This window comes from Caldicellulosiruptor sp. DIB 104C (assembly GCF_028198085.1).
Classification (GTDB): Bacteria; Bacillota; Thermoanaerobacteria; order Caldicellulosiruptorales; family Caldicellulosiruptoraceae; genus Caldicellulosiruptor; species Caldicellulosiruptor saccharolyticus.
In genome coordinates this window covers 1,855,578-1,876,708 of sequence record NZ_CP116337.1, presented here as the reverse complement: position 1 = coordinate 1,876,708, position 21,131 = coordinate 1,855,578, and the positions used below count along the sequence as shown (strand labels likewise).

Here is a 21,131-nt window from a genome sequence, read left to right as displayed (position 1 = left end):
TTAAACAGGCCAATTGTCATTGCAGTTGACGCACACTCAGGTCTTGCTGGTATTGCAGCATGGATTAACACTTACTTTAGGCTTGAGGGCGACCAGAGGATTGACAAGCGTGACCCACGAGTGGCTAAAATAAAAGAGTGGGTTGACAAAGAGTACGAAAACGGTAGAACAACTGTTATTGGTGATGACGAGCTTGAAATGGTAGTACGTGAGGTCATGCCAGAGTTATTTAAGATGCATGAGAGTAGGGTGAAGTGATTAATAGGCTTATAGATGTTAAGAATGTAAAAGCTGGCAGCATTAAACTGCCAGCTTTTTATATAAAATTACAGGATGGGAGTAAAAAACATCTCGATAATCTTAAACTGAAATATATAAACTCCTAACTCAGCAACTGATGAAAGATTAAATTTGCTTTTATGACTTACTGACAAAAGGGCGAGGTAGTTTGTTAAAAGCAAGACGAACAGTAAAAGAATTAATTTGTATTGTAAACTACCAGACACAATCACAAAAAGAAAGTACAATAAAAAAGAAAAAATGCATACAAGCAAAGGAGTTATGAATTTATAAGATGGTAGATTTTTAAAATAAAAAACATCTTTTTTTAAATCGTACTGGTTTGCAGGCAAAAATTTTATAAAAAAGATTACAAAAATCTGCAGAAGTAGGAAAATTATTTCTCTATACTGTCCAAAATATCTATAAGCAAAACCAAAAAACACAGCAATAATTAATGCCATTATTACCTGCGAAAGAGATGTTCTTTTGATAATGATTAAATCTTTATATATTGAAGCAAATATCTTTGGCATATACACTTCAAAGCTTTTTTGCAAACTTGGGGTGATTAAGCTATAAAGTCTCCAGCTATAATCAGTTAAATAATTAAAATTGCCATTTGCAAATCCGACTTTAATTTTATACATGATAGCGCCTAACTCTGTAATTTTTTTGCAATCCCAATGTTGATGCAAAAATATCAGAGGTACAAATAAAACTGCTACTAACCACTCAAGCCTATGTATGAAACCTAATATGGTTATAATGACAAATAAAAATTTAATGCTTTTCCTATTTTTACTAATATAAAATGATTTAAAGAATATTATAAACTCAGCACAAATTGAAGCAAAAAAGAATCTTTTTGTGAAACTGCATAGAAAAACAATCATCTCTTTATTTGTGAAAAAGTCAAAGAAATAGAGAGTAAAGAAATATACAATAAAGTAAAAAAGAGCCAATTTAATTATCTTATATATCACTGACAGTAATACTCTAAACAAAAGCCAGTTTGTAGAATAATAAAAGATTTTGATACTTGGAGTTTGAGGACAGAGTGTACTTATTTTAGACGTCAAAGTTTTTAAGAAAAAGAAAGCTACCAAAACAAGCATTTGCAAAATGGCATTTGACTTTAAAATTATAAGAAATTTTTCAAATGCAAGAATTAAAACATATAAATCTGTAGAAGGCAACACGAGTGGCAATGCTGCAAGTATAAAGATTGCTCCAAGTCCCGCAGGAAGATAATTTTTCATAAACTTTTTATATAGCTGAAAAGTATCCCTTACTTCTGCTTTGAGTATTGTAAATATCATCTTTTTAGGTTTCATCCTTTCGCTAAAATAATGTTTCTGTCAACAAATTTTTCCAAATACTCATTTTTTTGATGCGATGTCAAAATAATAGTTTTCCCACATTTTTTTAGTGTTTCTAATATCTCACAAAATGTCAAAATGGTTTTTGAGTCTAAATTAGCGAAAGGCTCATCTGCAATGTAAACATCAAATCTTTTCAAAAGACTTAGAGCTATCATAAACTTCTGTTTAGTTCCTTTAGAGAGCCAAGATGGAAAGAAGTTGTGATAGTCTTTTAAATCTAAAACGACAGAGATAGAATCAATAAGTGACTGTGCTTCTTTTTTTGAATATCCATACGTTATTGCAACCAGCTTCATATGCTCTTTTACTGTAAGTGCTTCATAGTAAATAGGTTCATCTGGTAAAAAAGAAATCGGCAAATCCTTTAAATTCTCTTTTTTAAGGTCAACTCCTCTGAAAAGTACTTCTCCTTGGTAGTCTATATCAAATTTTGATAGTATATTTAACAGGGTTGTCTTTCCAGTTCCATTTGGCCCTTCAATCAATACACACTCACCTTCAAATATCTCAAAAGACAACCTTTCAAATACAACCTTTTTTCCAAAAGATTTTGTCAGATTAAAAGATTTATATAGCATCCTTTTTTCCATTTTTTCAGCCTTCTTCAAAGCAAAAAATCTATGTATTTAACCAATTCTGTTATTTAATTTCTTCTATATTATACCAAACAAAGATACAATTATCAAATATTTTTCACTTAAGGAGTGCAAATGTTTCAAAATATTACAATGATAATATTGACAAATAATAACTCTTGTGATAATGTAAAGAAAATTATAGATTTTTGGAGTGATGGAAAATGAAAAGGTCAAAGGTGTGGATTAGTTTAAGTTGTATAATGTTGATTGGAATTGTACTTATTATAGTTTTAGAATGTGGAATTTGGAAAAGTAACAAAAATAGCAGAGACACTGCTGAAATTGCAGCAGATTTTGTCAAGAAAAAAGGTTATGCTATAGAGGTGAATAGTGGATTTGAATATAAAATTGTTTTGCCCAAAAATCTTTCTCAATTTGAAAGGCATTCTAAAATAAAAAGGTTAATTAAAGTATTTGAGCTTGAGGCGTATAAAAGGAAAACTTTAACTATTTTCGGTTATTGTGTCGAAAAAGATGGAAAAGACGCAGGCACTTATATTTTGTGTATAGACGGCAGTAAAATAATTGGCAGCTTTCTTGACAAAACTAAAGGCGAAGAGTACGTTACTCTTTTGAGAACAACATTTGGTATAAACCAATAGAATTGGGATAGGGTTCAATAATAAAAACCGTTCGAGCAGAAAAGTTAATATGGTACTTTGTTTTCATCTTGTATACAAGTATACTTTGATGATATAATATATAGGGTATCCCAAAACAAAATCAAGTTGGCAGGAGGTTTTAAAACACAATGGGTTTGAGTGTTGCTCAGAAGATTATAAAAGAGCATTTAGTCAAAGGTGAAATGATACCCGGAAAAGAGATAGCTATCAGAATTGACCAGACCTTAACACAAGACTCAACAGGTACAATGGCATACCTTCAATTTGAAGCAATGGGAATTGACAGAGTAAAAACAAAAAGGTCTGTTGCATACATTGACCACAACACACTTCAAACAGGTCCAGAGAATGCAGATGATCATCTATACATACAGACGGTTGCTAAAAAGTATGGAATTTACTTCTCAAAACCTGGAAATGGAATCTGCCATCAAGTTCATTTAGAACGATTTGCGGTACCAGGTCAAACTCTTTTGGGCTCGGATAGCCATACACCAACAGCTGGCGGAATAGGTATGCTTGCAATTGGGGCAGGCGGCTTGGATGTTGCGGTTGCAATGGGTGGTGGCGAGTACTATTTTATTATGCCAAAGATTGTAAAAGTGAATCTAAAAGGAAGACTTCAGCCTTGGGTTTCCGCAAAGGACATCATCTTAGAGCTTCTTTGCAGGCTTACTGTCAAAGGCGGAGTTGGCAAGATTTTTGAATACACAGGTGAAGGTGTAAAAACTTTGTCAATTCCGGAGAGAGCAACAATCACCAACATGGGTGCAGAGCTTGGTGCAACAACATCAATCTTTCCATCTGATGAAATAACATATGAGTTTTTGAAAGCTCAAGGTCGCGAAAAAGACTTTGTTGAAATTTTACCAGACCCTGACGCTGTATATGATGAGGAGATTGAGATAGATTTGTCAAGCTTGGTGCCGCTCGCAGCATGTCCACACAGCCCTGACAATGTTGTGCCTGTGAGTGAGCTAAAAGGTATAAAGGTTGACCAGGTTGCAATTGGAAGTTGTACAAACTCATCGTACAAAGATCTTATGAAGGTTGCAAAGATTTTAGAAGGAAAGACAATTGCTGAGCATGTATCACTTGTTATATCACCAGGTTCAAAACAGGTTTTGAGCATGCTTTCACAAAATGGAGCTTTAGCGTCTTTGGTTTCAGCTGGGGCGAGGATTTTAGAGTGTGCGTGTGGTCCATGTATTGGTATGGGTCAAGCACCAAGGACAAATGGAATTTCACTCAGAACATTTAACAGAAACTTTGAAGGTCGAAGCGGAACACCTTCTGCAAAGGTTTATCTTGTATCACCTGAGACTGCTGCAGCATCAGCTATAACAGGCTACATCACAGATCCAAGGACCTTGGGCGATGAACCTCAGGTTGAGATGCCAAAAAGCTTTCTTATAAATGACAACTTGATAGTACCACCTGCTGAAAATCCAGATGAAGTTGAGGTTATACGAGGACCAAATATAAAGCCATTCCCACAAGGAAAGCCACTACCAGAGGTAGTAGTTGGCAAAGTTTTGGTAAAGCTTGGTGACAATATTACAACAGACCATATTATGCCGTCTAACGCAAAGCTTTTGCCATACAGGTCAAACATCCCATATTTGTCTGACTACTGTTTGACACCATGTGACCCGGATTTTCCAAAGAAAGCGCGCGAAAATGGTGGCGGTTTTATTGTTGGTGGAGTAAACTACGGTCAGGGCTCCTCAAGAGAGCATGCAGCACTTGTTCCGCTTTATTTAGGAATTAAAGGGGTTTTAGCAAAGAGCTTTGCACGAATTCACATGGCAAATTTAATTAACAACGGAATTATTCCTATGGTGTTTGAAAATCCGAACGATTATGATACAATTGAAGAGATGGATGAGCTAAAAATTGAAAATGCAAGAGATCAGATTGAGAAGAGTGATGTGCTGATAATAGAAAATGTCACAAAGGGCTTGAAGTATAGAATGGTTTTGAATCTCACAGAAAGACAACGTCAGATGATTTTACATGGAGGTCTTTTGAACCTGACAAAGGCAAAAGGGATGAACTAAAAAGTATAGTAAATAGTAATTTTTAAGAAGAGGGGATACAAAGTCCCCTCTATATAATTAAAAATTTGCTTTGAGGAGGATGACATAATGAGCTATACAATTACTCTTATACCTGGCGATGGAATAGGGCCTGAAGTGACAGATGCTGCAAGAAGAGTTTTGAATGCATCTGGTGTGAAAATTGAATGGGAAGTTGTTGAAGCAGGTGAAAAGGTTATGCAAGAGCATGGCACACCACTTCCAGACTATGTCCTTGAGAGTATAAAGAAAAATAAGGTTGCATTAAAAGGGCCAATTACAACACCTGTTGGGACAGGCTTTAGAAGTGTAAATGTTGCTCTTCGTCAAGCTCTAAATCTTTATGCAAATGTAAGACCAGTGAAGTCTTATGAAGGTGTTCCAGCAAGGTATACCAATGTAGATTTAATAATTGTCAGAGAGAACACAGAAGACCTTTATGCAGGCATTGAGTACATGGCAGGCGATGATGCAGCAGTTGGTGTTAAAATAATAACAAGAAAGGCAAGCGAGAGGATTGTAAGGTATGCTTTTGAGCTTGCAAGAAGAGAAAGAAGGAGAAAAGTTACAGCTGTTCACAAGGCAAACATCCAAAAGCTCACAGATGGCCTATTTTTGGATGTAGCAAGAAAGGTAGCTCAAGACTATCCTGATATAGAGTTTGAAGACATGATTGTCGATGCGATGAGCATGAAACTTGTTCAAAGTCCAGAAAACTATGATGTTTTAGTTATGCCAAACATGTATGGTGACATTCTTTCTGACTTGGCAGCAGGCTTGGTAGGGGGCTTAGGGATAGCACCAGGTGCTAACATTGGAGAGGATGGGGCAGTGTTTGAGCCAATTCATGGTTCTGCCCCAAAAAGAGCAGGACAGAACATGGCAAACCCGACCGCAACAATCCTCTCTGGTGTTATGATGCTGAGGTACTTAGGCGAGCTTGAAGCTGCTGACAGAGTTGAAAAGGCAGTGGCTAAAGTTATAAAAGAAGGGAAAGAGGTTACATATGACCTTGGCGGTTCAACTGGTACAAAAGAGTTTGCTGATGCTGTTATTCGTGAGATGGAAAGACTATAAAAAATTAAATTCTTTTATGAAGGTGATTTTGGATGGTTTACAATCATTCAGATGAGAGGGAAAGTAGATATTCACCACTTTATGAAAAAATATTTGAGATCATCAAAGAAAGGATTTTAATGGGTATTTTAAAACCGGGCGACCCTCTTGTTGAGGTAAAACTTGCAGAAGAGCTTGGTGTTTCACGAACACCTATAAGAGAGGCCCTGCGCCAGCTTGAGCTTGAAGGGCTTGTGTATTCTATACCTCACAAAGGTGCGTTTGTTGCTGGTGTTACTGCTCAAGACATAGAGGACATATACACAATAAGGATGCTTTTAGATGGACTTGCTGCACGCTGGGCGGCCCAGAAGATTACAAAAGACGAAGAAGATGAGCTGACAGAGATAATTACGCTTATGGAGCTTTATACAAGAAAAAAAGATATTCCAAAGGTGATGAAAACAGACTCACAGTTTCATCAGCTTATTTACAAGGCCTCTAAAAGCAAACCGCTCGAGCATGTTTTGTCAACATTTCATAGCTATATTATAAGAGCAAGAGCAACGTCATTTGAAACACCCGGTAGGCTTGAAGAGGCTATGGAAGAGCACAAGCTCATATTTGAGGCAATTGTAAATAAAGACCCTGACAAGGCTGAGGAGTATATGAAGCTTCATGTAAAGAACGCAGCCAAAAACCTGATTGAACAGAAAAAGATGGAAGAAAAGACTGTGGCAGGGAAGTAGGGACTCTTCCCTGCTATTTTTTTTGAGGTATCATCCTCTTCTGAAGAGGGAAAAATACTGAATATAGAAATTAATGTAAAAAAGGAGAAAAGATTTTTAAAACCTATGATGAAGATAGAAAATATAAAGGTTTACAACAATAAGAATATCTATTCTGACAAAAAAGTGGCTGTGGTAGATGTCAAATGCGATATTGAAAAGGCACAGAAGTTTGCAACCTATTGTATCCAGATTCAAAATTTGATTGGGTATAACCTGATTGAGTTTTATGACTGTATAAAAGAGGTAGACAAGATAAAAGTGCTTATTGAGCATGACAATCCAAAGGTAATTTCTCAAGTAATAGAACTTGCTGTTGAAGCTGTGAACAATAATTTAAAAATTGAGGATTGTCAGGATAAGATCTTGAAACTGAAAAAGCTCACAATTGAGACAGAGCTGAGTCCTAATACAAGGCTTTTGAAAAATGCATGCCAGAAAAGAGGTATAAGATTTACAAGGATTGGTTATACAGACACATGTGTATTGGGTGAAGGGAAGTGGGCGAAGGTTTTTTCAGGTCTTTTGAGTGATCATGACTTTGCTCAATTGAGTTTGTCTTTTGACAGAGAGCTGCAAAAGAGAGTCTTGCAGGCAAATGGTTTTCCGGTTCCAATGTTCAGAGTTGTATTTACACAAAATGAGCTTGTGCAAGCAGTAAAAGAACTTGGTTTTCCTCTTTCAATAAAAGGTTGTTGTAAGAATTCACCAAATTTTATAAATATAAGAACAAACCAACAGGCAATAGAGACTTTCAATACAATAAAAAACTTTGAAAACAGAGTAGTGGTAGAGAGGTTTGTCTTGGGAAACAGTTACAAGGTTTTGGTTGTAAATGGCAGGATGGTTGCTGCTATAAAAAGGATATCGCCTTATATTATAGGAGATGGAAAAAAGAAGATTTTAGAGCTTCTAAGTGAGGCAGAGAGGCAAAATAAACAGATTCAGAAGAATATACTTAAACAGGGTTTTAATCTGTATGACATTTTACCAAGGGGAATGAGTATATATTTAAAAGAGGCCACAAATTTTAAAAATGGATGTATTGTAGAGGATGTAACAGAGCAGGTAGCATGTACAAATCAGCAGCTCTTTTGCAATGTTGTACAAAAATTTGGTTACCAGTTTGCAGTTTTGGACTTTGTAACAGAGAATATCTCTTTGCCATATACAACAATTGGTGGTTATATTGTAGATATAGAGACGAACGCCGATTTGAGGGTATTTTGTCAAAACTGCAATGTTGATGTATATGGCGCAATCCTGGATGTATACTTTGAAAAAATGCCAAACCCGTCTGTACCGATAATTGCTGTTTCAGGAACATTTGGAAAAAGCACAATTCTCCAGATTATAAGATATATTTTGCAAAGATGCGGTGTTGAGACTACAATAGACTTTGATATAAACAATTTTTATCTTAGAAATATTTCTGATACCTCAGATGTAAAACTGATTGAGTTCAATCCCTCAGATCAAATTGAAGAAATAGAGGTTGAACCATGCATAGGAATAATAGCAAATACCTTAAATGAAAATCAAATAGAAAGAAATATACTATTTTCAAGAAGTATAAAAGAAAATGGATACCTTATTTTAAACATAAACGACCCTTTTAAATACCTCTATAGTAGCAAAGCAAAGTGCCAAATTGTATTTACTTCAGCTAAATTTGACCATCCTGACCTGAAGGCTCATATTGAATTGAAAAAACCTTGTGTGTATCTTGAAGATGATTCAATTATAATCTTTGATGGGAGAGAAACATTTGAATTTTGTAGCATAAAAGAAATTCCGTATTCATATGATGGGAAACTCAAATTTGCAATAGAAAATATCCTGCAAGTTGTGGCAGCACTTTACTTTTTCGGTGTTGATCCTGAGATCATTTACAAGTTCTTGATTGAGTATAAAAACGACTCTCATCAAAACCCTGGTAAGTTTAACATCTTTGATATCAATGGGGTTAAAGTTATAATTGACGATATTCAAAAAAAGGAACATGTCAAGATTGTTATCGAAAATCTTGAGCAGATAGGGATTTGTAAGCTTTTATTTGTATGTGATAGTACTAAAAAGGATTTAATAGATTTTGTAGAAGATAGAGAAAGGATTGTTTACAAGGATATAAAGGTTTTTGAAGATGTTATAGCACTGATTTCTGTGGCCATGAGAAAAGCGAAAAAGGGCGAAGGCGTTTTTATTATCCTTCCAGAACCTCTTAATAAGGATATAACATTCGAAATACGGGAAAGTTTAGCAAGGCGTAAAAAGAATTTTGTTAACAATGCTTGAAATAAGACTTTAAGTTTAGTATCATATCCACTATGGGGATTTTGTAAAAAAACTTGTTAGGAGATGATTTTGCCATGAAACTACCTGAGATTTTTAAATATAGAGGTAGAGAGGTTTACAAGATAAAAAATAATCTCATTCACTACGGACGGCCTAACGATAAGTTTATAGCTGTGCTTGTAGTTTTGGGAACTGAAGAGTACAAGGGTTATAAAATCTCATCACCACTTTCTGTTGAGCTTCAGATAAACAACCCAAAACTTACTGTAAAAGAGAGGGTTGTTAAAAAAGGTGAAGCAGACAACTTGTACAAGGCACTTGAGCTTGCGCATGTGTGGCTGACCCAGGCAAACGGTGAGTAAATTTTTGACGGTTGATTTTAATGCATTTTGGGAGTATAATTTAACTTATAGAGAAAGCTTTTATAAAAAAACTAAATAAAAGTTTGGCTGTGCTATGATGGGGAGGTAGCGGTGCCCTGTAACCCGCAATCCGCTACAGCGGGGTCGAATAGCCAGCATGAGGTATAACCCTGTTGGCATTGAGGGTAAGCCAGGGGCGAGGATGGTTGTGTCCTGCGCAACGCGACGGCTGTGAACCCCGCCAGGTCCGGAAGGAAGCAACGGTAAGCAGTTTTTCGCGTGTGCCGCAGGGGTGCATGACAGGAGCCTGGCTGGCTTACTATTTCACCAGGAGGGTTATATCGAAGCTGGTTGCACAGCCATTTATTGTTTGCTCTTTCCAGGAAGATTAATCTAAAAGTTAATAATTTTATTGACACATACTTATTTATAGAATATAATATAGAAAAATATAGCATAGGCTTACAAAGGGAGGATAAGCCACAAATGATAATCGTAGAAGGACAGCAGCTTTTGACCTCCCAAATGACAGCAGTTCTGAAGCCTTACATAGGCGAGGCTCATCTTATCTCAAGTGTCTTAGTTTTGACTCATCTTATGGGACTCAAAGAATTTTCCTTTTTTGGTGATGAAAAGACCTATTTGAAGCTTAAAAAACTTCTCTTTCCAAACGTTTACATTCATTTTTGCATGGATAGCTTTGAGATTGCTTTTGTTGATGTAACTGCTATGAAAAAGAATTTTTTGAATCTTTTTCTGTTTAGAAACTGGGTTGAGACTTTGAAGTTTGGTAAAAAGGTGCTTTTATATGATGTTCTGAAAGAAGGTAACAGCGTGTTTGAACTTTGCGAGTATATTCTTCTCAACCACCAGATGTACATTTGTGAAAAAGAAAAACTATAAAGAGGGAGAAAAGCAGAGGGAGATTTGAAAAGTCTCCCTTTTAAATTTTTGATAAAATGGGGTATAATTAAATCATCCCTCGCAAACAGGGGAATAAATTAATATATAGGTAAAATTAATACTTATGAGGGCATCAGATATGAAAAAGAGTACAAGTTTTACAATTACAACCTGTTTGACTTTTATGCCTGCCTTAGTATTTGCACAATTTAATCTGTCAAAAGAGTTAACTGAATTTTATCTTTACAAATCTTTCAAAATTGCAGGACTTGTGGCAATAAGTGGAGTATTTACCGTATCTCTTACCTTAGGCAATGAATTAAAGAATACTTTGCTTTACAGTTTCGGAAAAGCTTTTTTAAGCCTTACTATATTGAAATTTTTGTATGTCCTGAGTTTAGATAAAGACATTATAGATAATGTTAGAAATGTACAGGGTCCTGATTTTTTGAATGCTTTATTTAAACTTTTAATTATCTATTCTTTGTTATTTTCAATAGTGTTTAAAGATAAGCTTAGGTCTCTTTGGGAAAAATGGGTTGTTGCCATTAACGTTGTTGTAGCAGTGTATGGAATTTGGTTTTTTGGCAGTATAAGCATAGGCTATAAAGGTTCCTTTTTGCTCTCAGAAGAGACATTAACACATCTTTACACATTTTGTGAGATATTAATTATGATAGGGATTTTACTGTCTGTTTTTTCGCTTTTTACAAACGTAAACTACAGACAATTGAAGAGTTTGAATCTATTTTTAATTTTATTTGGTTTTGGTGAAGGTATATTGATCATTACAAAGAGAAATGGAATACTTTTAACAGAAGCGTTACAGAACTTTGCACTCTTATATCTTTTTATTGCTATATTTTTAAGTGTTACCTTACATCAATTTAGATTTTTACGCCAGCTTTCTTTGTTTAGCAGTGAGGTTTTGAAAGAAAAGCTTGACATTAGGAAGAGTTTTGATCTACTTGTTGAGTTTGTGTATGAGATATACTCTAAGGTTTTTTCAAAAATCTGCTTTTACTATCTTCAACATGAAAATGTGTTTAAGCTTATAACAACAAAAGGTGATGATGATGTTGAAGACATTCAAGAAAAAGTGATATTAAAGTTAAATAGTGAATACTTTAGTGATTCAAAAATGGACATTGAAGTTTTTAATATTCCAAGACTTAAAGAATTTCTCCAGTTGGAAGAGGATGAGTATTTTTCTATTTCAAGCGTTTACAAAAATGCAGCAGTTGTTCCAATTTATAGGCAAAACCAAATTGTTGCCCTTTTGATTTGTTATACAAAGATTAAGAATTTCAAGCTCAGCAATGAGCTTATAGATGGGCTTTTGATATTCAAAAACTTTTCACAAGCACTTTTGTCTCAAATAGAGAGAATAGAAAAGATACGAAGCTTGTCAGCAGAGGATGAGCTAACTGGCCTTTACAACAGACGATATTTTATCAAAGAATTAATTATGGAGTCACTTTCGTGTGACAGGTATGGTGGCAAGTTTTGTTTAGCTTTCTTTGATATGGACAATTTAAAACTTCTGAATGACTTTTATGGGCATTCAATGGGTGACAAGGCAATAAGGATGATAGCAAGGGCTATAAAGGACAATATCAGAAAGACTGATGTTCCGGCAAGGCTTGGTGGAGATGAGTTTGCCGTGATATTTAAAAACTGCAGCAAAGAAGATATAGAAGATAGAATAAAAAACATAAAAAAGCTTATTGAAGAAGAGTCGGAAAAACAGCTTCCCAAAAAGATAAGAGTTAGCTGTGGTGTTGCAGTGTACCCTGATGATACGAAAAGCCTGGATGAACTTTTGAAGATTGCAGATATGCGAATGTATGAGGAAAAATTGAAAAACAAAGGGGAGAGTAAATGATGCAGGAGAAAAAAGATACTGCCAATGTATTTTTTGTGGATGTAAACCAATATCAGGAAGTTCCGGTTGGTACTGTACTTCTGGATTTAGTACCTAAGTTCCAGATACTTTTTAAATCTCCAATTATTGCTGCAAAGGTTGACAATGAGATAAAAGAGCTAAAGTATGTAGTTTCAAAAGACTGCAAGATAAAGTTTATTGACATGACCCAAGAAGATGGGATGAGGATTTACAGAAGAAGTTTGATTTTTGTTTTAATTGTGGCAACAAGGATGCTGTTTAAAGAAGCTGTGAATGTTCAGCATTCACTTTCAAAAGGACTATATTGTGAGGTTGAAAATAGGAAACTGTCTGATGAGGACATACTTCTAATCAGGCAAAAGATGCAGGAGATAATAGAAAAAGATATTCCTTTTAGAAGAGAAAAGGTTACAAGAGAGGAAGCAGTTAAACTTTTTGAAAGTATGGGGTATTTGGATAAAGCAAGGACAGTAAAGTTTTCTGAAAACGACCACGTCTATATTTACTACTGTGGCGATTTTGTAGATTATTTTTACGGACACATGGTACCATCAACTGGGTATCTTAAAATCTTTGATTTGATTCGCTACCAAGACGGAATGGTTTTGCTGTACCCTGACAAGTCTAACCCATTCAAACTTCAAGAGTTTGTGGAGAACAAAAAACTATTTGCTGTGTATCATGAATACAAAAACTGGGGCAAGATTCTGAAAGTAACAGATGTTGGTGAGCTTAACCAAGTAATTGCAAGTGGTAAGATAAGAGAGTTTATAAGAGTATCAGAGGCTCTTCATGAAAAGAAGATTGCATATATTGCTGATGAGATTTCTAAAAACCCGGATATTAAAGTAGTTTTGATTTCTGGTCCGTCATCATCAGGAAAGACAACGTTTGCGCATAGGCTTGCAATTCAGCTTAGAGTGAACGGAAAAAATCCAATTTACATTGGTCTTGATGACTATTTTTACGAAGATAGGGTGCCACTTGACGAGAATGGAAAGCCTGACTATGAATCAATCGAGGCAATTGATATTGAGCTTTTCAATACACAACTGATAGATTTAATTTCGGGCAAAGAAGTTGTTTTGCCCAAGTTTGATTTTATAAACCGAAAACGCACATTTCAAAGAAAAGTTAAACTTGAGGAGAATGATATTATAATAATTGAAGGAATTCATGGATTAAATAGTAGGCTTACACCAATGATAGATGATAGGAATAAATTTAAGATATATGTAAGTTCACTTACGCATTTGAACCTTGACAAACACAACCGTATTCAAACAACCGACTATAGGATACTCAGGCGAATTGTCAGAGATGCTCGTACAAGAGGTGCCTCTGCAAAAAGGACAATTTCAATGTGGCCATCTGTACGAAATGGCGAAGAAAAAAATATTTTTCCATACCAAGAGATGGCTGATACAATGTTTAACTCTGCTCTGATTTATGAACTTGCTGTTTTGAAAAAGTATGCAGTGCCGCTTCTTAAAACAATTACAAAAGAAGATGAGGAATACTCTGAAGCACAACGGCTTTTGCATTTTTTAAGCTTTATACTCTCTGTTGATGATGAACGTGAGATTCCTCCACAATCAATCATAAGAGAGTTTATTGGTGGCTCTTGCTTTTATGATTTTTAATAAAAAATGGTCTGGGACCAAAGCCTCCCAGACCATTTTTATTAGTTTTCATTTCAAAATTTAACATGCTGACTTAAAAAGTAAGATTTGTTGCTGAGCTATTTGTGCTGTTATTCTGGCCAGGAATTTGACCGCTTCCAAAGCCTCTGAACTTGCCCCAAAAACCATGCATCTTGCCAAAACCCATACAGCTACCCTTTTTAAAACCTCTAAATCCTTTAAATCCAAATCTTTTTGACAAATCCCAGTTTGTAATTTTGGTCTTGATAGCTTCTTTCATCTTATCAGCCTGATCTTTTGTGATTTTTCCATCTGACAGCAGCTTGTCAATCTTCGCTGTTTCCATTGCAATGAGCTTGTTTTTGAAATCTTGCTCAGAAATATTCTTTGCTTTTAGAATATCCTGCAATGTCTTTCCATTTTTTAGCTCGTTCAAAAGCTCATCCTTTGTCATACCAAGCACAGATGCAATATCGCTCATCATGTCAAGTCCCAAAAATCCTCTGCCAAAAGCCTTGTCTTTAAAACCAAAGAAAGGTGTTTTCCCGTCCCAGCTGTCAAGTTTTTGTTTGATGTTTTGTTTAAGTAGATTTGCGCGGTCAGTTGTTATCTTGCCACTCTTGACGGCTTCATCAATTTTAGCATATAGCGCATCTAAAAGCTTTACCTTAAACTGTTCTAATGTCAACCCTTTTTCTTTCAAAATGTCCAAAAATGTCTTTCCGCTTTGGATTTGCTTTTGAATGTCCTCTTTCTTCATTCCCAAGATGCTCTCAATGGTGCTACTGATGTTAAGGTCAACTCCACAGCCTTTGCCTTGCTTACCAAACCAAAGCTTTGTCAAGGAAGCTTTTAAAATGGTTGGTTTTGCCGCTTTGCTTCCTCCTGCAAACGCAAGGCTTACACTCAACACTAAAGCTGCAATTAAAACAATCCCAATAATTACTTTAAACTTTCTCAAAACTTATCACCTCTTTTTATAGAATGCTTTCTTTCACTTTATATTATTCCACACAAATTGGAGTTTTCTGTTGCAAAATTGTAAAAATATTTTGAAGGCAAGAATTTACAATTAAAAGTGTTTTGTGTTTCGCTTTAAAGGGGTATATTAACAGTGAAATTAAGATTTTGAAGGGAGGGCATTTTGAAAAATGAGGTATATTGTAATTGGGGCTGTTGCAGGCGGGATGACAGCTGCAATGAAGATAAGACGGAACGACGATAAAGCACAAATTGTAGTTTATGACAAAGACACAGACATCTCGTACTCTGGCTGTTCTCTTGCGTATTACATCTCAGGAGTCATAAAAGACAGAAAAAGCATTGTTCCAAGAGATGTTGAGTATTTCAAAAAGTTCAATGTTGAAGTAAAAACAAGTCATGAGGTCTTGAAGGTTGACACAAAGACAAAGTCAGTTCTTGTAAAAGACCTTTCGACAGGTAATATGTTTGAAGACAGGTTTGACAAACTTATAATTGCAACAGGTGCTCAGGCTTTCATTCCAAAGATTGAGGGAATAAACCTTGATGGAATATTCACGCTCAGGAATGTAAAAGATGCGGACAGGATAAAAGGGTATATTGAAAAAACAAGTCCCAAGAAAACCTTAATAATCGGTGGTGGGTATATAGGTCTTGAGATGGCAGAAGCACTTTCTCTTTTGGGTATGGAAGTTTTGATTGTCGAAAAGCAGAAAAATATTTTGCCAAACCTTGACGATGACATGGCAAGGCTTGTTGAAAACTACCTTTTGCAAAAGGGAATACAAATTAGGAATGATTCTTCTGTTTTGCGATTTGAAGGTGAGGGCAAAGTAAAAGAAGCAGTTTTGAGCGATAAAAGTAAAATCCCTGCCGATTTTGTTTTGATTTCTGTTGGAGTACGCCCAAATACAGAGTTTTTAAAGGACTCTGGCATTGAACTCTTGGAAAATGGTGCAATCAAGGTTGATGAGTATATGAGAACAAACATAGAAGATATCTTTGCAGCAGGTGACTGTGCAGCTGTGTACTTCAAGCTAAATGGTAAGACTATGTATGTGCCGCTTGGCTCAACAGCAAACAAAATGGGAAGAATTGCTGGGGAGAACGCAACAGGCGGAAATTTGAGATTTAACGGAATTTTAGCGACCTCAATCTTTAAGGTGTTTGATTTGACAATTGCCCAGACAGGGTATACAGAAAAGATGGCAAGGCAGGATGAGATTGAATATGAGATTGGGCATGTTACAAAGCCGCACATCTCAACAGCTTATCCTGGTGCGGAAAAGATGACTATAAAAGCCTTGGCAGAGCTAAGTTCACGGAAAATCATAGGTGCGCAGATTGTAGGTACAAAAGGGGTTGACAAGAGGATTGATGTATTGGCCACAGCTATTTATTCTGGTTTGACTGTAGATGACCTATTTCAGCTTGATTTGGCATACGCACCGCCGTTTTCGTCAGCAAAAGACCCTATTCACTATGTGGGAATGGTTATGTCAAACTTACTTGATGAAAAAAAGTTCAATTGTACACAGGAAAAACTTCTTCAAAAGATAAAAAATGGTGAGGATTTTGTTGTATTGGATGTGAGAACGCCTGAGCAGTACCAGAAAAAACATATAAAAGGTGCGATAAACATCCCGCTTGAGATGATATATCAAAAAATAAATCAACTTCCCAAAGATAAACCAATAATTGTGTACTGTAACAGTGGAGTCAGCTCAAATATAGCACAAAACATCTTGCAGCAAAATGGATTTAGAAAGGTTTGTAATCTCTCTGGCGGAATTTTAAATGTCACACTTCCTGAACTCCTGGAAGGAGAGTAAAAAAGGTGTTTAAATAGGTTTTTGGTCCTACACCTTTTTCTTTTTTGTCAAAATCTTTAGAACAATTGCCCACACTAATACTACAATAGTAGCCAGAAGAAGAATTGCAAGCCAAAAGAGGTTTATATCCTTTTTGTACAAGAACTTAAAAAGACTAAACCCATACCAGTAAAAGTATACATAAAAAGTTGCCCAGATTGTATCACCAATGAATGAGGATATGACATATTCATAAAAATTCATTTTGCTAATTCCAGCCAAAAAAATTACAGGTGTGCGCGGCACACCAATTATTCTTGCAATTGGCACGGCAAAGATTCCATACTTTACAAAAAAATTGTTGACAGACAAAAGGGTTTCTTTTTTTATTTTAAGTATCTTTTCAAAAATATTGATAATAGAACTTCTGCCACTTCTAAGAAGAAGATTAATCGTAAGATTTCCGCATAGGTTTCCAAGTGAGATTACCATAATCAATGTAAAAGGACTGTATTTGTGAAGGTTTATAAGCGCTACTGCTCCAAGATAAGCTATCTGCGTTGGGAATGGTATTCCAAGCCCTTCTATGAACAAAATTAAGAATATTCCAATAAGTCCAAACCTCTCAACCAGATATTTCAGGAAACTAATCATAATTACATCATCTCTTTGAAAAAACTTTTTTCATATATCTATTTTAGTCTTCTTGACATAAAATAAACAGAGAAAATAAAAGTTTATGGAAATCCACAAATAAAATTTTATATGGCTATTAATATCCCACTTCCTGCTTAGGCAATAAAGAAAATACACAATGGCCAGTTGATAGAAAAAATGTTAGGTGAAACTTAATAAAATTTGTGTATAACTTGTATGCAAAGAGTATAAAATTCAAATATAAATGGTGTGAAAGTTAAGAAAATTTCTTGACTTTTCAGGTCATTTGACAAAAAAATTTTTTTAAATTAAAATAACAAAGAAGTTTAGGACAAAAAATATCCACTTTATGGGAGGTTGGTTATGAAAAAATTAAGGTGCCTTGTGGCAAAGCCAAGGGATTTGAAGAAACTCGTCCTTGCCTTTGTCATTGTATTTGTCCTGTCCATCCTACTTGGCGCAATGACAGCACAGGCACTAATAAAAGAGGTAAGTGTGACAATCGATGGCAAAACTTTTTATTATAAAACAATTAAATCAACAGTCAAAGAAGTTTTAGAGGAAAATGGAATTACCATTACAAAAGATGACTATATAAGTCCGAGCTTAGATTCAAAGATTGATGAGAATACTAAAATCGTTATAAAAAGAGCTTTTGAAGTAAAAATTTTGGTAGACGATGAGGAAAAGGTTGTATATATTCCAACTGGCACAGTTGAAGATGCCATCAAAAAAGCAGGTGTATCTCTTGGAAAGTCGGACAAAGTAAACCTTCCGCTATCTCAGATTCTTGACAAGCCCACGGTGATAAAAATTACCCGTGTAAAGGAAAAGATAGTAGTTGAAAAACAAAATATACCATTTTCTACAATAACAAAGACGAATTATAGGATGGACCATGGTAAACAAAAAGTTGTCCAGCAAGGTCAAGATGGTATATTAGAAAAGAAGTTTAAGATTGTTGTAGAAGATGGCAAAGAGGTAGAGAGAAAGCTAATAGGGCAGAGGATTATAAAAAGTCCCAAGCCGAGGATTATTGAAGTTGGGGCAATAAGATGGTTTAAGACATCAAGAGGAGAGATTGTAAGGTACAAAAAGGTCTACACTATGATTGCAACAGCGTATTCCCTCACACCAAGTGACACCGGAAAAAGTCCAGGTCATCCAGACTATGGCAGAACAGCAACAGGGCACAGAGTTCGGCGGGGCGTTGTTGCTGTTGACCCGCGTGTGATTCCACTTGGCACAAGGCTTTATATTGAGGGTTATGGGTTTGCAACAGCTCTTGATACAGGGTCTGCAATAAAAGGAAATAGAATAGACCTTTTTGTTGAGAAAGATGCCTATAAGTTTGGGGTTCGACGTGTAAAGGTTTATGTACTTACAAACTAAAAATTGTGTGAAAGATATGTTGGCCTCCTTGACAAAGAAAGGGGGCCTTTTGTTGTTCAAATCTGACATATCAATTTTCAAAAAGAAACGCAAAAAGGATGCAGGATATTTTTTCAATTGCAATTTTTAAAAGTTAAATTAAAATTATGTGTTGAAACTTCAAAAGAAGAATTGATAGCAGAAAAAACAAAGGGGGCGCAAGATACTTTTATGTTCAAACTCCAAAGGGTGACAAATAAGCCTGTGCTAAGACCAAAACAGGAAAATGAGTGGGAGAGGGCTGCAGTTTTCAATGCAGCAGCTATATATCACAGAGGGCTGTTTCATTTAATTTACAGGGCAACTAATATTCCACCTCACAAGGACTATGGTGAGTATATTTCAACAATTGGTTATGCCGTGTCAACAGATGGTGTTAACTTCTATAGACTTGACAAACCTGTAATGGTTGCTGAGAATGATCAAGAAAGAAGAGGGATAGAGGACCCAAGAATTGTAGAGATTGACGGGACGTTTTACATGACATACACTGGATTTGGCGGAAGATATGATGGCGATTTTAGGATAATGTTAGCAAAGTCAAAGAACCTAATAAAGTGGGAGAGAATAGGAGTTGCACTTGACGAACCAAACAAAGACGCAGCTCTTTTTCCAGAGAAGATAAATGGCAGGTATGTGATGTTTCACAGAAGATATCCTAACATGTGGCTTGCATTTTCAGACGATTTGATTCACTGGACAGATCATGTTGAAATAATGACGGTACGAGAAAATTCTTGGGAGAGCAGCCGAATTGGCGTTGCAGGACCGCCAATAAAGGTCAAGTTTGGGTGGCTGGTTATATACCACGCGGCTGATAATAAGAATGTATATAGGCTTGGTGCAGTACTGCTGGATAGCAAAGACCCAACAAAGGTTTTGTCAAGGTTCTCTGAGCCAATATTAGAGCCTGAGCTTTCATGGGAAGTTGATGGATACATACCAAACGTTGTTTTCAGCTGTGGTCATGCAGAAGTTGGCGATGAGGTTTGGGTTTACTATGGTGGTGCAGATACTGTCATTGGCGTTGCAAAGTTCAATAAAGAAAAGATAAAATTCGATTGAAAAATCTTGCTTGGTAGTGGTAAACTGAATATTAGATGAAATTTTCTTTAGAGAAGGATTAGAATAAAAGTGAGAGCGGCGGTATTTTATGGCAAAAGAGATTTGAGAGTAGAAGAATTTGATTTGCCCCCGTTAAAACAAGGCGAAATTTTGGTAAAGGTCAAGGCGTGTGGAATATGTGGAACAGATGTGCACATATTTAATGGCGAAAAAGGTTCAGCAAAGGTCACACCACCGATTATTTTAGGGCATGAGTTTTGTGGTGAGGTAGTTGAAACAAAAAGCTCACTTTTTAAAGTAGGGGACAAAGTAAGTATTGACCCGAACATTTATTGTGGGGTATGTAGATTTTGCAGAAGTGGGAAAGTACAATTGTGCGAAAGTCTTACAGCTTTGGGTGTAAATTTAAACGGTGGGTTTGCAGAGTATGCGATTGTACCTGAAAAGCAAGCAATATTGTTTGAAGATATAGAATTTGAGGAAGCAGCATTGGCAGAACCTCTTGCTTGCTGCCTACATGGAATTAGAAAGCTTGAAATAAACCCGACAGATAAGGTTCTGGTAATTGGCCTTGGGCCAATTGGCCTTATTATGCTTGAGATTTTGAAACTTTATGGGGCTTACAATGTCTATGGATATGAGATAGATGAGTTTAGAAAAGAGATTGCCAAATGGCAGGGTATAAAGGGAATAATTGAGGAAAATACAGATGAAAAGTTTGACATTGTAATTGAGTGTGCAGGAACAAAAGAGAGTATTGAGATGGCATTTGAAAAGCTTCAAAAAGGTGGACAACTACTTGTATTTTCTGTGCCCTCACCAAAGACAAATGTTTTAATAAATCCCTTTGAGATGTTTAAGAAAGAGGCAAGAGTTTATTGGTCATTTGTAAACCCGTTTACTCAAAAATTGGCAATTGAATTACTTAGAGCAAAGAAAATTAGCTTAAAACATATAATAACCCACAAAATTTCATTAGAAGAGCTTTCTCAAGCTCTTAACAACAGGTATGAGAGACAGCTTAAAGTGATTGTTCAGCCTTGACGAAATAGAATATTTAAGCTATAATAAAATATGTCTATTGAGCCATGCGGAGAAGTACTCAAGTGGTGAAGAGGCGCCCCTGCTAAGGGCGTAGGTCGGGTAAAACCGGCGCGAGGGTTCGAGTCCCTCCTTCTCCGCCAGTAGAGAATAATAAGGACTTTAAAATAAAAATATAACCTCTTCATG

The 21,131-nt window shown here is 35.8% G+C and carries 17 protein-coding genes, 1 tRNA gene, 1 other RNA gene and 1 pseudogene; 16 read left to right on the top strand and 4 right to left on the bottom strand.

The genetic code is table 11. The features are described 5' to 3' along the window. Positions 1-258: pseudogene (locus tag PGC14_RS09400) on the top strand (2-isopropylmalate synthase); the annotation flags it as partial. Between the two features lie 68 nt (positions 259-326). Here PGC14_RS09400 and PGC14_RS09395 read toward each other — a convergent pair. Beyond that, on the bottom strand, positions 327-1,601 hold the full coding sequence (locus PGC14_RS09395; RefSeq protein WP_271628746.1) for a hypothetical protein: 1,275 nt from the start codon (positions 1,599-1,601) through the stop codon (positions 327-329). Positions 1,602-1,612: 11 nt separating this feature from the next. Then, positions 1,613-2,254, bottom strand: a complete 642-nt coding sequence (locus tag PGC14_RS09390; RefSeq protein ID WP_011916314.1) for an ATP-binding cassette domain-containing protein — start codon at positions 2,252-2,254, stop codon at positions 1,613-1,615. 209 nt (positions 2,255-2,463) lie between these two features. Here PGC14_RS09390 and PGC14_RS09385 point away from each other — a divergent pair, with 209 nt between their 5' ends. From PGC14_RS09385 to PGC14_RS09340, 10 genes are all read left to right on the top strand, one after another. Next, positions 2,464-2,904 (top strand): DUF4830 domain-containing protein, encoded by a 441-nt coding sequence (locus PGC14_RS09385; RefSeq protein WP_271628745.1) that lies wholly within the window; start codon positions 2,464-2,466, stop codon positions 2,902-2,904. 149 nt (positions 2,905-3,053) lie between these two features. Then, complete coding sequence (locus PGC14_RS09380) at positions 3,054-4,985, top strand: aconitate hydratase (RefSeq protein WP_011916316.1); 1,932 nt, start codon at positions 3,054-3,056, stop codon at positions 4,983-4,985. An 87-nt stretch (positions 4,986-5,072) separates the two neighbouring features. Then, positions 5,073-6,080, top strand: a complete 1,008-nt coding sequence (locus PGC14_RS09375) for an isocitrate/isopropylmalate dehydrogenase family protein (protein WP_011916317.1) — start codon at positions 5,073-5,075, stop codon at positions 6,078-6,080. Between the two features lie 32 nt (positions 6,081-6,112). Beyond that, positions 6,113-6,808, top strand: a complete 696-nt coding sequence (locus tag PGC14_RS09370) for a GntR family transcriptional regulator (protein WP_011916318.1) — start codon at positions 6,113-6,115, stop codon at positions 6,806-6,808. 105 nt (positions 6,809-6,913) lie between these two features. Further along, positions 6,914-9,142 (top strand): Mur ligase, encoded by a 2,229-nt coding sequence (locus PGC14_RS09365; RefSeq protein ID WP_271628744.1) that lies wholly within the window; start codon positions 6,914-6,916, stop codon positions 9,140-9,142. A gap of 74 nt (positions 9,143-9,216) precedes the next feature. Next, positions 9,217-9,504 (top strand): hypothetical protein, encoded by a 288-nt coding sequence (locus PGC14_RS09360; protein WP_011916320.1) that lies wholly within the window; start codon positions 9,217-9,219, stop codon positions 9,502-9,504. Positions 9,505-9,591: 87 nt separating this feature from the next. Further along, positions 9,592-9,863, top strand: an RNA gene (ffs, locus tag PGC14_RS09355) — signal recognition particle sRNA large type. 127 nt (positions 9,864-9,990) lie between these two features. Further along, positions 9,991-10,407, top strand: a complete 417-nt coding sequence (locus tag PGC14_RS09350; protein ID WP_011916321.1) for a hypothetical protein — start codon at positions 9,991-9,993, stop codon at positions 10,405-10,407. Positions 10,408-10,546: 139 nt separating this feature from the next. Further along, positions 10,547-12,292, top strand: coding sequence for a GGDEF domain-containing protein (locus PGC14_RS09345; RefSeq protein WP_237738239.1), 1,746 nt, complete (start codon positions 10,547-10,549; stop codon positions 12,290-12,292). After that, entirely contained in the window at positions 12,289-13,956 is a 1,668-nt protein-coding gene (locus PGC14_RS09340) for a nucleoside kinase (protein WP_422653026.1), read from the top strand. Before PGC14_RS09345 ends, PGC14_RS09340 begins: the two co-directional genes overlap by 4 nt. A 73-nt stretch (positions 13,957-14,029) precedes the next feature. On the opposite strand, the gene PGC14_RS09335 is transcribed toward PGC14_RS09340, so the two are convergent. Further along, a complete protein-coding gene (locus PGC14_RS09335) occupies positions 14,030-14,917 on the bottom strand; it encodes a hypothetical protein (RefSeq protein ID WP_011916324.1) in 888 nt (295 codons plus the stop codon). Positions 14,918-15,107: 190 nt separating this feature from the next. On the opposite strand from PGC14_RS09335, the gene PGC14_RS09330 reads away from it, so the two are divergent. After that, positions 15,108-16,769 (top strand): FAD-dependent oxidoreductase, encoded by a 1,662-nt coding sequence (locus PGC14_RS09330; protein WP_011916325.1) that lies wholly within the window; start codon positions 15,108-15,110, stop codon positions 16,767-16,769. 27 nt (positions 16,770-16,796) lie between these two features. Here PGC14_RS09330 and PGC14_RS09325 read toward each other — a convergent pair whose 3' ends face one another. Next, a complete protein-coding gene (locus PGC14_RS09325; protein ID WP_011916326.1) occupies positions 16,797-17,402 on the bottom strand; it encodes a DedA family protein in 606 nt (201 codons plus the stop codon). Positions 17,403-17,768: 366 nt separating this feature from the next. On the opposite strand from PGC14_RS09325, the gene PGC14_RS09320 reads away from it, so the two are divergent. From PGC14_RS09320 to PGC14_RS09305, 4 genes are all read left to right on the top strand, one after another. After that, a complete protein-coding gene (locus tag PGC14_RS09320) occupies positions 17,769-18,797 on the top strand; it encodes a ubiquitin-like domain-containing protein (protein WP_039766289.1) in 1,029 nt (342 codons plus the stop codon). 210 nt (positions 18,798-19,007) lie between these two features. Continuing rightward, entirely contained in the window at positions 19,008-19,901 is an 894-nt protein-coding gene (locus PGC14_RS09315) for a glycosidase (protein WP_039766337.1), read from the top strand. Between the two features lie 69 nt (positions 19,902-19,970). Continuing rightward, on the top strand, positions 19,971-20,945 hold the full coding sequence (locus tag PGC14_RS09310) for a zinc-dependent alcohol dehydrogenase family protein (RefSeq protein WP_039766287.1): 975 nt from the start codon (positions 19,971-19,973) through the stop codon (positions 20,943-20,945). A 48-nt stretch (positions 20,946-20,993) separates the two neighbouring features. Further along, a tRNA-Ser gene (locus tag PGC14_RS09305) sits at positions 20,994-21,085 on the top strand. The last annotated feature ends 46 nt before the right edge of the window (positions 21,086-21,131 follow it).

Coding starts and splice junctions, on each gene's coding strand:
- PGC14_RS09385 (WP_271628745.1), top strand. CDS start 2,464: ATGAAAAGGTCAAAGGTGTGGATTAGTTTAAGTTGTATAATGTTGATT.
- PGC14_RS09360 (WP_011916320.1), top strand. CDS start 9,217: ATGAAACTACCTGAGATTTTTAAATATAGAGGTAGAGAGGTTTACAAG.
- PGC14_RS09380 (WP_011916316.1), top strand. CDS start 3,054: ATGGGTTTGAGTGTTGCTCAGAAGATTATAAAAGAGCATTTAGTCAAA.
- PGC14_RS09345 (WP_237738239.1), top strand. CDS start 10,547: ATGAAAAAGAGTACAAGTTTTACAATTACAACCTGTTTGACTTTTATG.
- PGC14_RS09365 (WP_271628744.1), top strand. CDS start 6,914: ATGATGAAGATAGAAAATATAAAGGTTTACAACAATAAGAATATCTAT.
- PGC14_RS09375 (WP_011916317.1), top strand. CDS start 5,073: ATGAGCTATACAATTACTCTTATACCTGGCGATGGAATAGGGCCTGAA.
- PGC14_RS09340 (WP_422653026.1), top strand. CDS start 12,289: ATGATGCAGGAGAAAAAAGATACTGCCAATGTATTTTTTGTGGATGTA.
- PGC14_RS09390 (WP_011916314.1), bottom strand. CDS start 2,254: ATGGAAAAAAGGATGCTATATAAATCTTTTAATCTGACAAAATCTTTT.
- PGC14_RS09350 (WP_011916321.1), top strand. CDS start 9,991: ATGATAATCGTAGAAGGACAGCAGCTTTTGACCTCCCAAATGACAGCA.
- PGC14_RS09370 (WP_011916318.1), top strand. CDS start 6,113: ATGGTTTACAATCATTCAGATGAGAGGGAAAGTAGATATTCACCACTT.
- PGC14_RS09315 (WP_039766337.1), top strand. CDS start 19,008: ATGTTCAAACTCCAAAGGGTGACAAATAAGCCTGTGCTAAGACCAAAA.
- PGC14_RS09325 (WP_011916326.1), bottom strand. CDS start 17,402: ATGATTAGTTTCCTGAAATATCTGGTTGAGAGGTTTGGACTTATTGGA.
- PGC14_RS09330 (WP_011916325.1), top strand. CDS start 15,108: ATGAGGTATATTGTAATTGGGGCTGTTGCAGGCGGGATGACAGCTGCA.
- PGC14_RS09320 (WP_039766289.1), top strand. CDS start 17,769: ATGAAAAAATTAAGGTGCCTTGTGGCAAAGCCAAGGGATTTGAAGAAA.
- PGC14_RS09395 (WP_271628746.1), bottom strand. CDS start 1,601: ATGATATTTACAATACTCAAAGCAGAAGTAAGGGATACTTTTCAGCTA.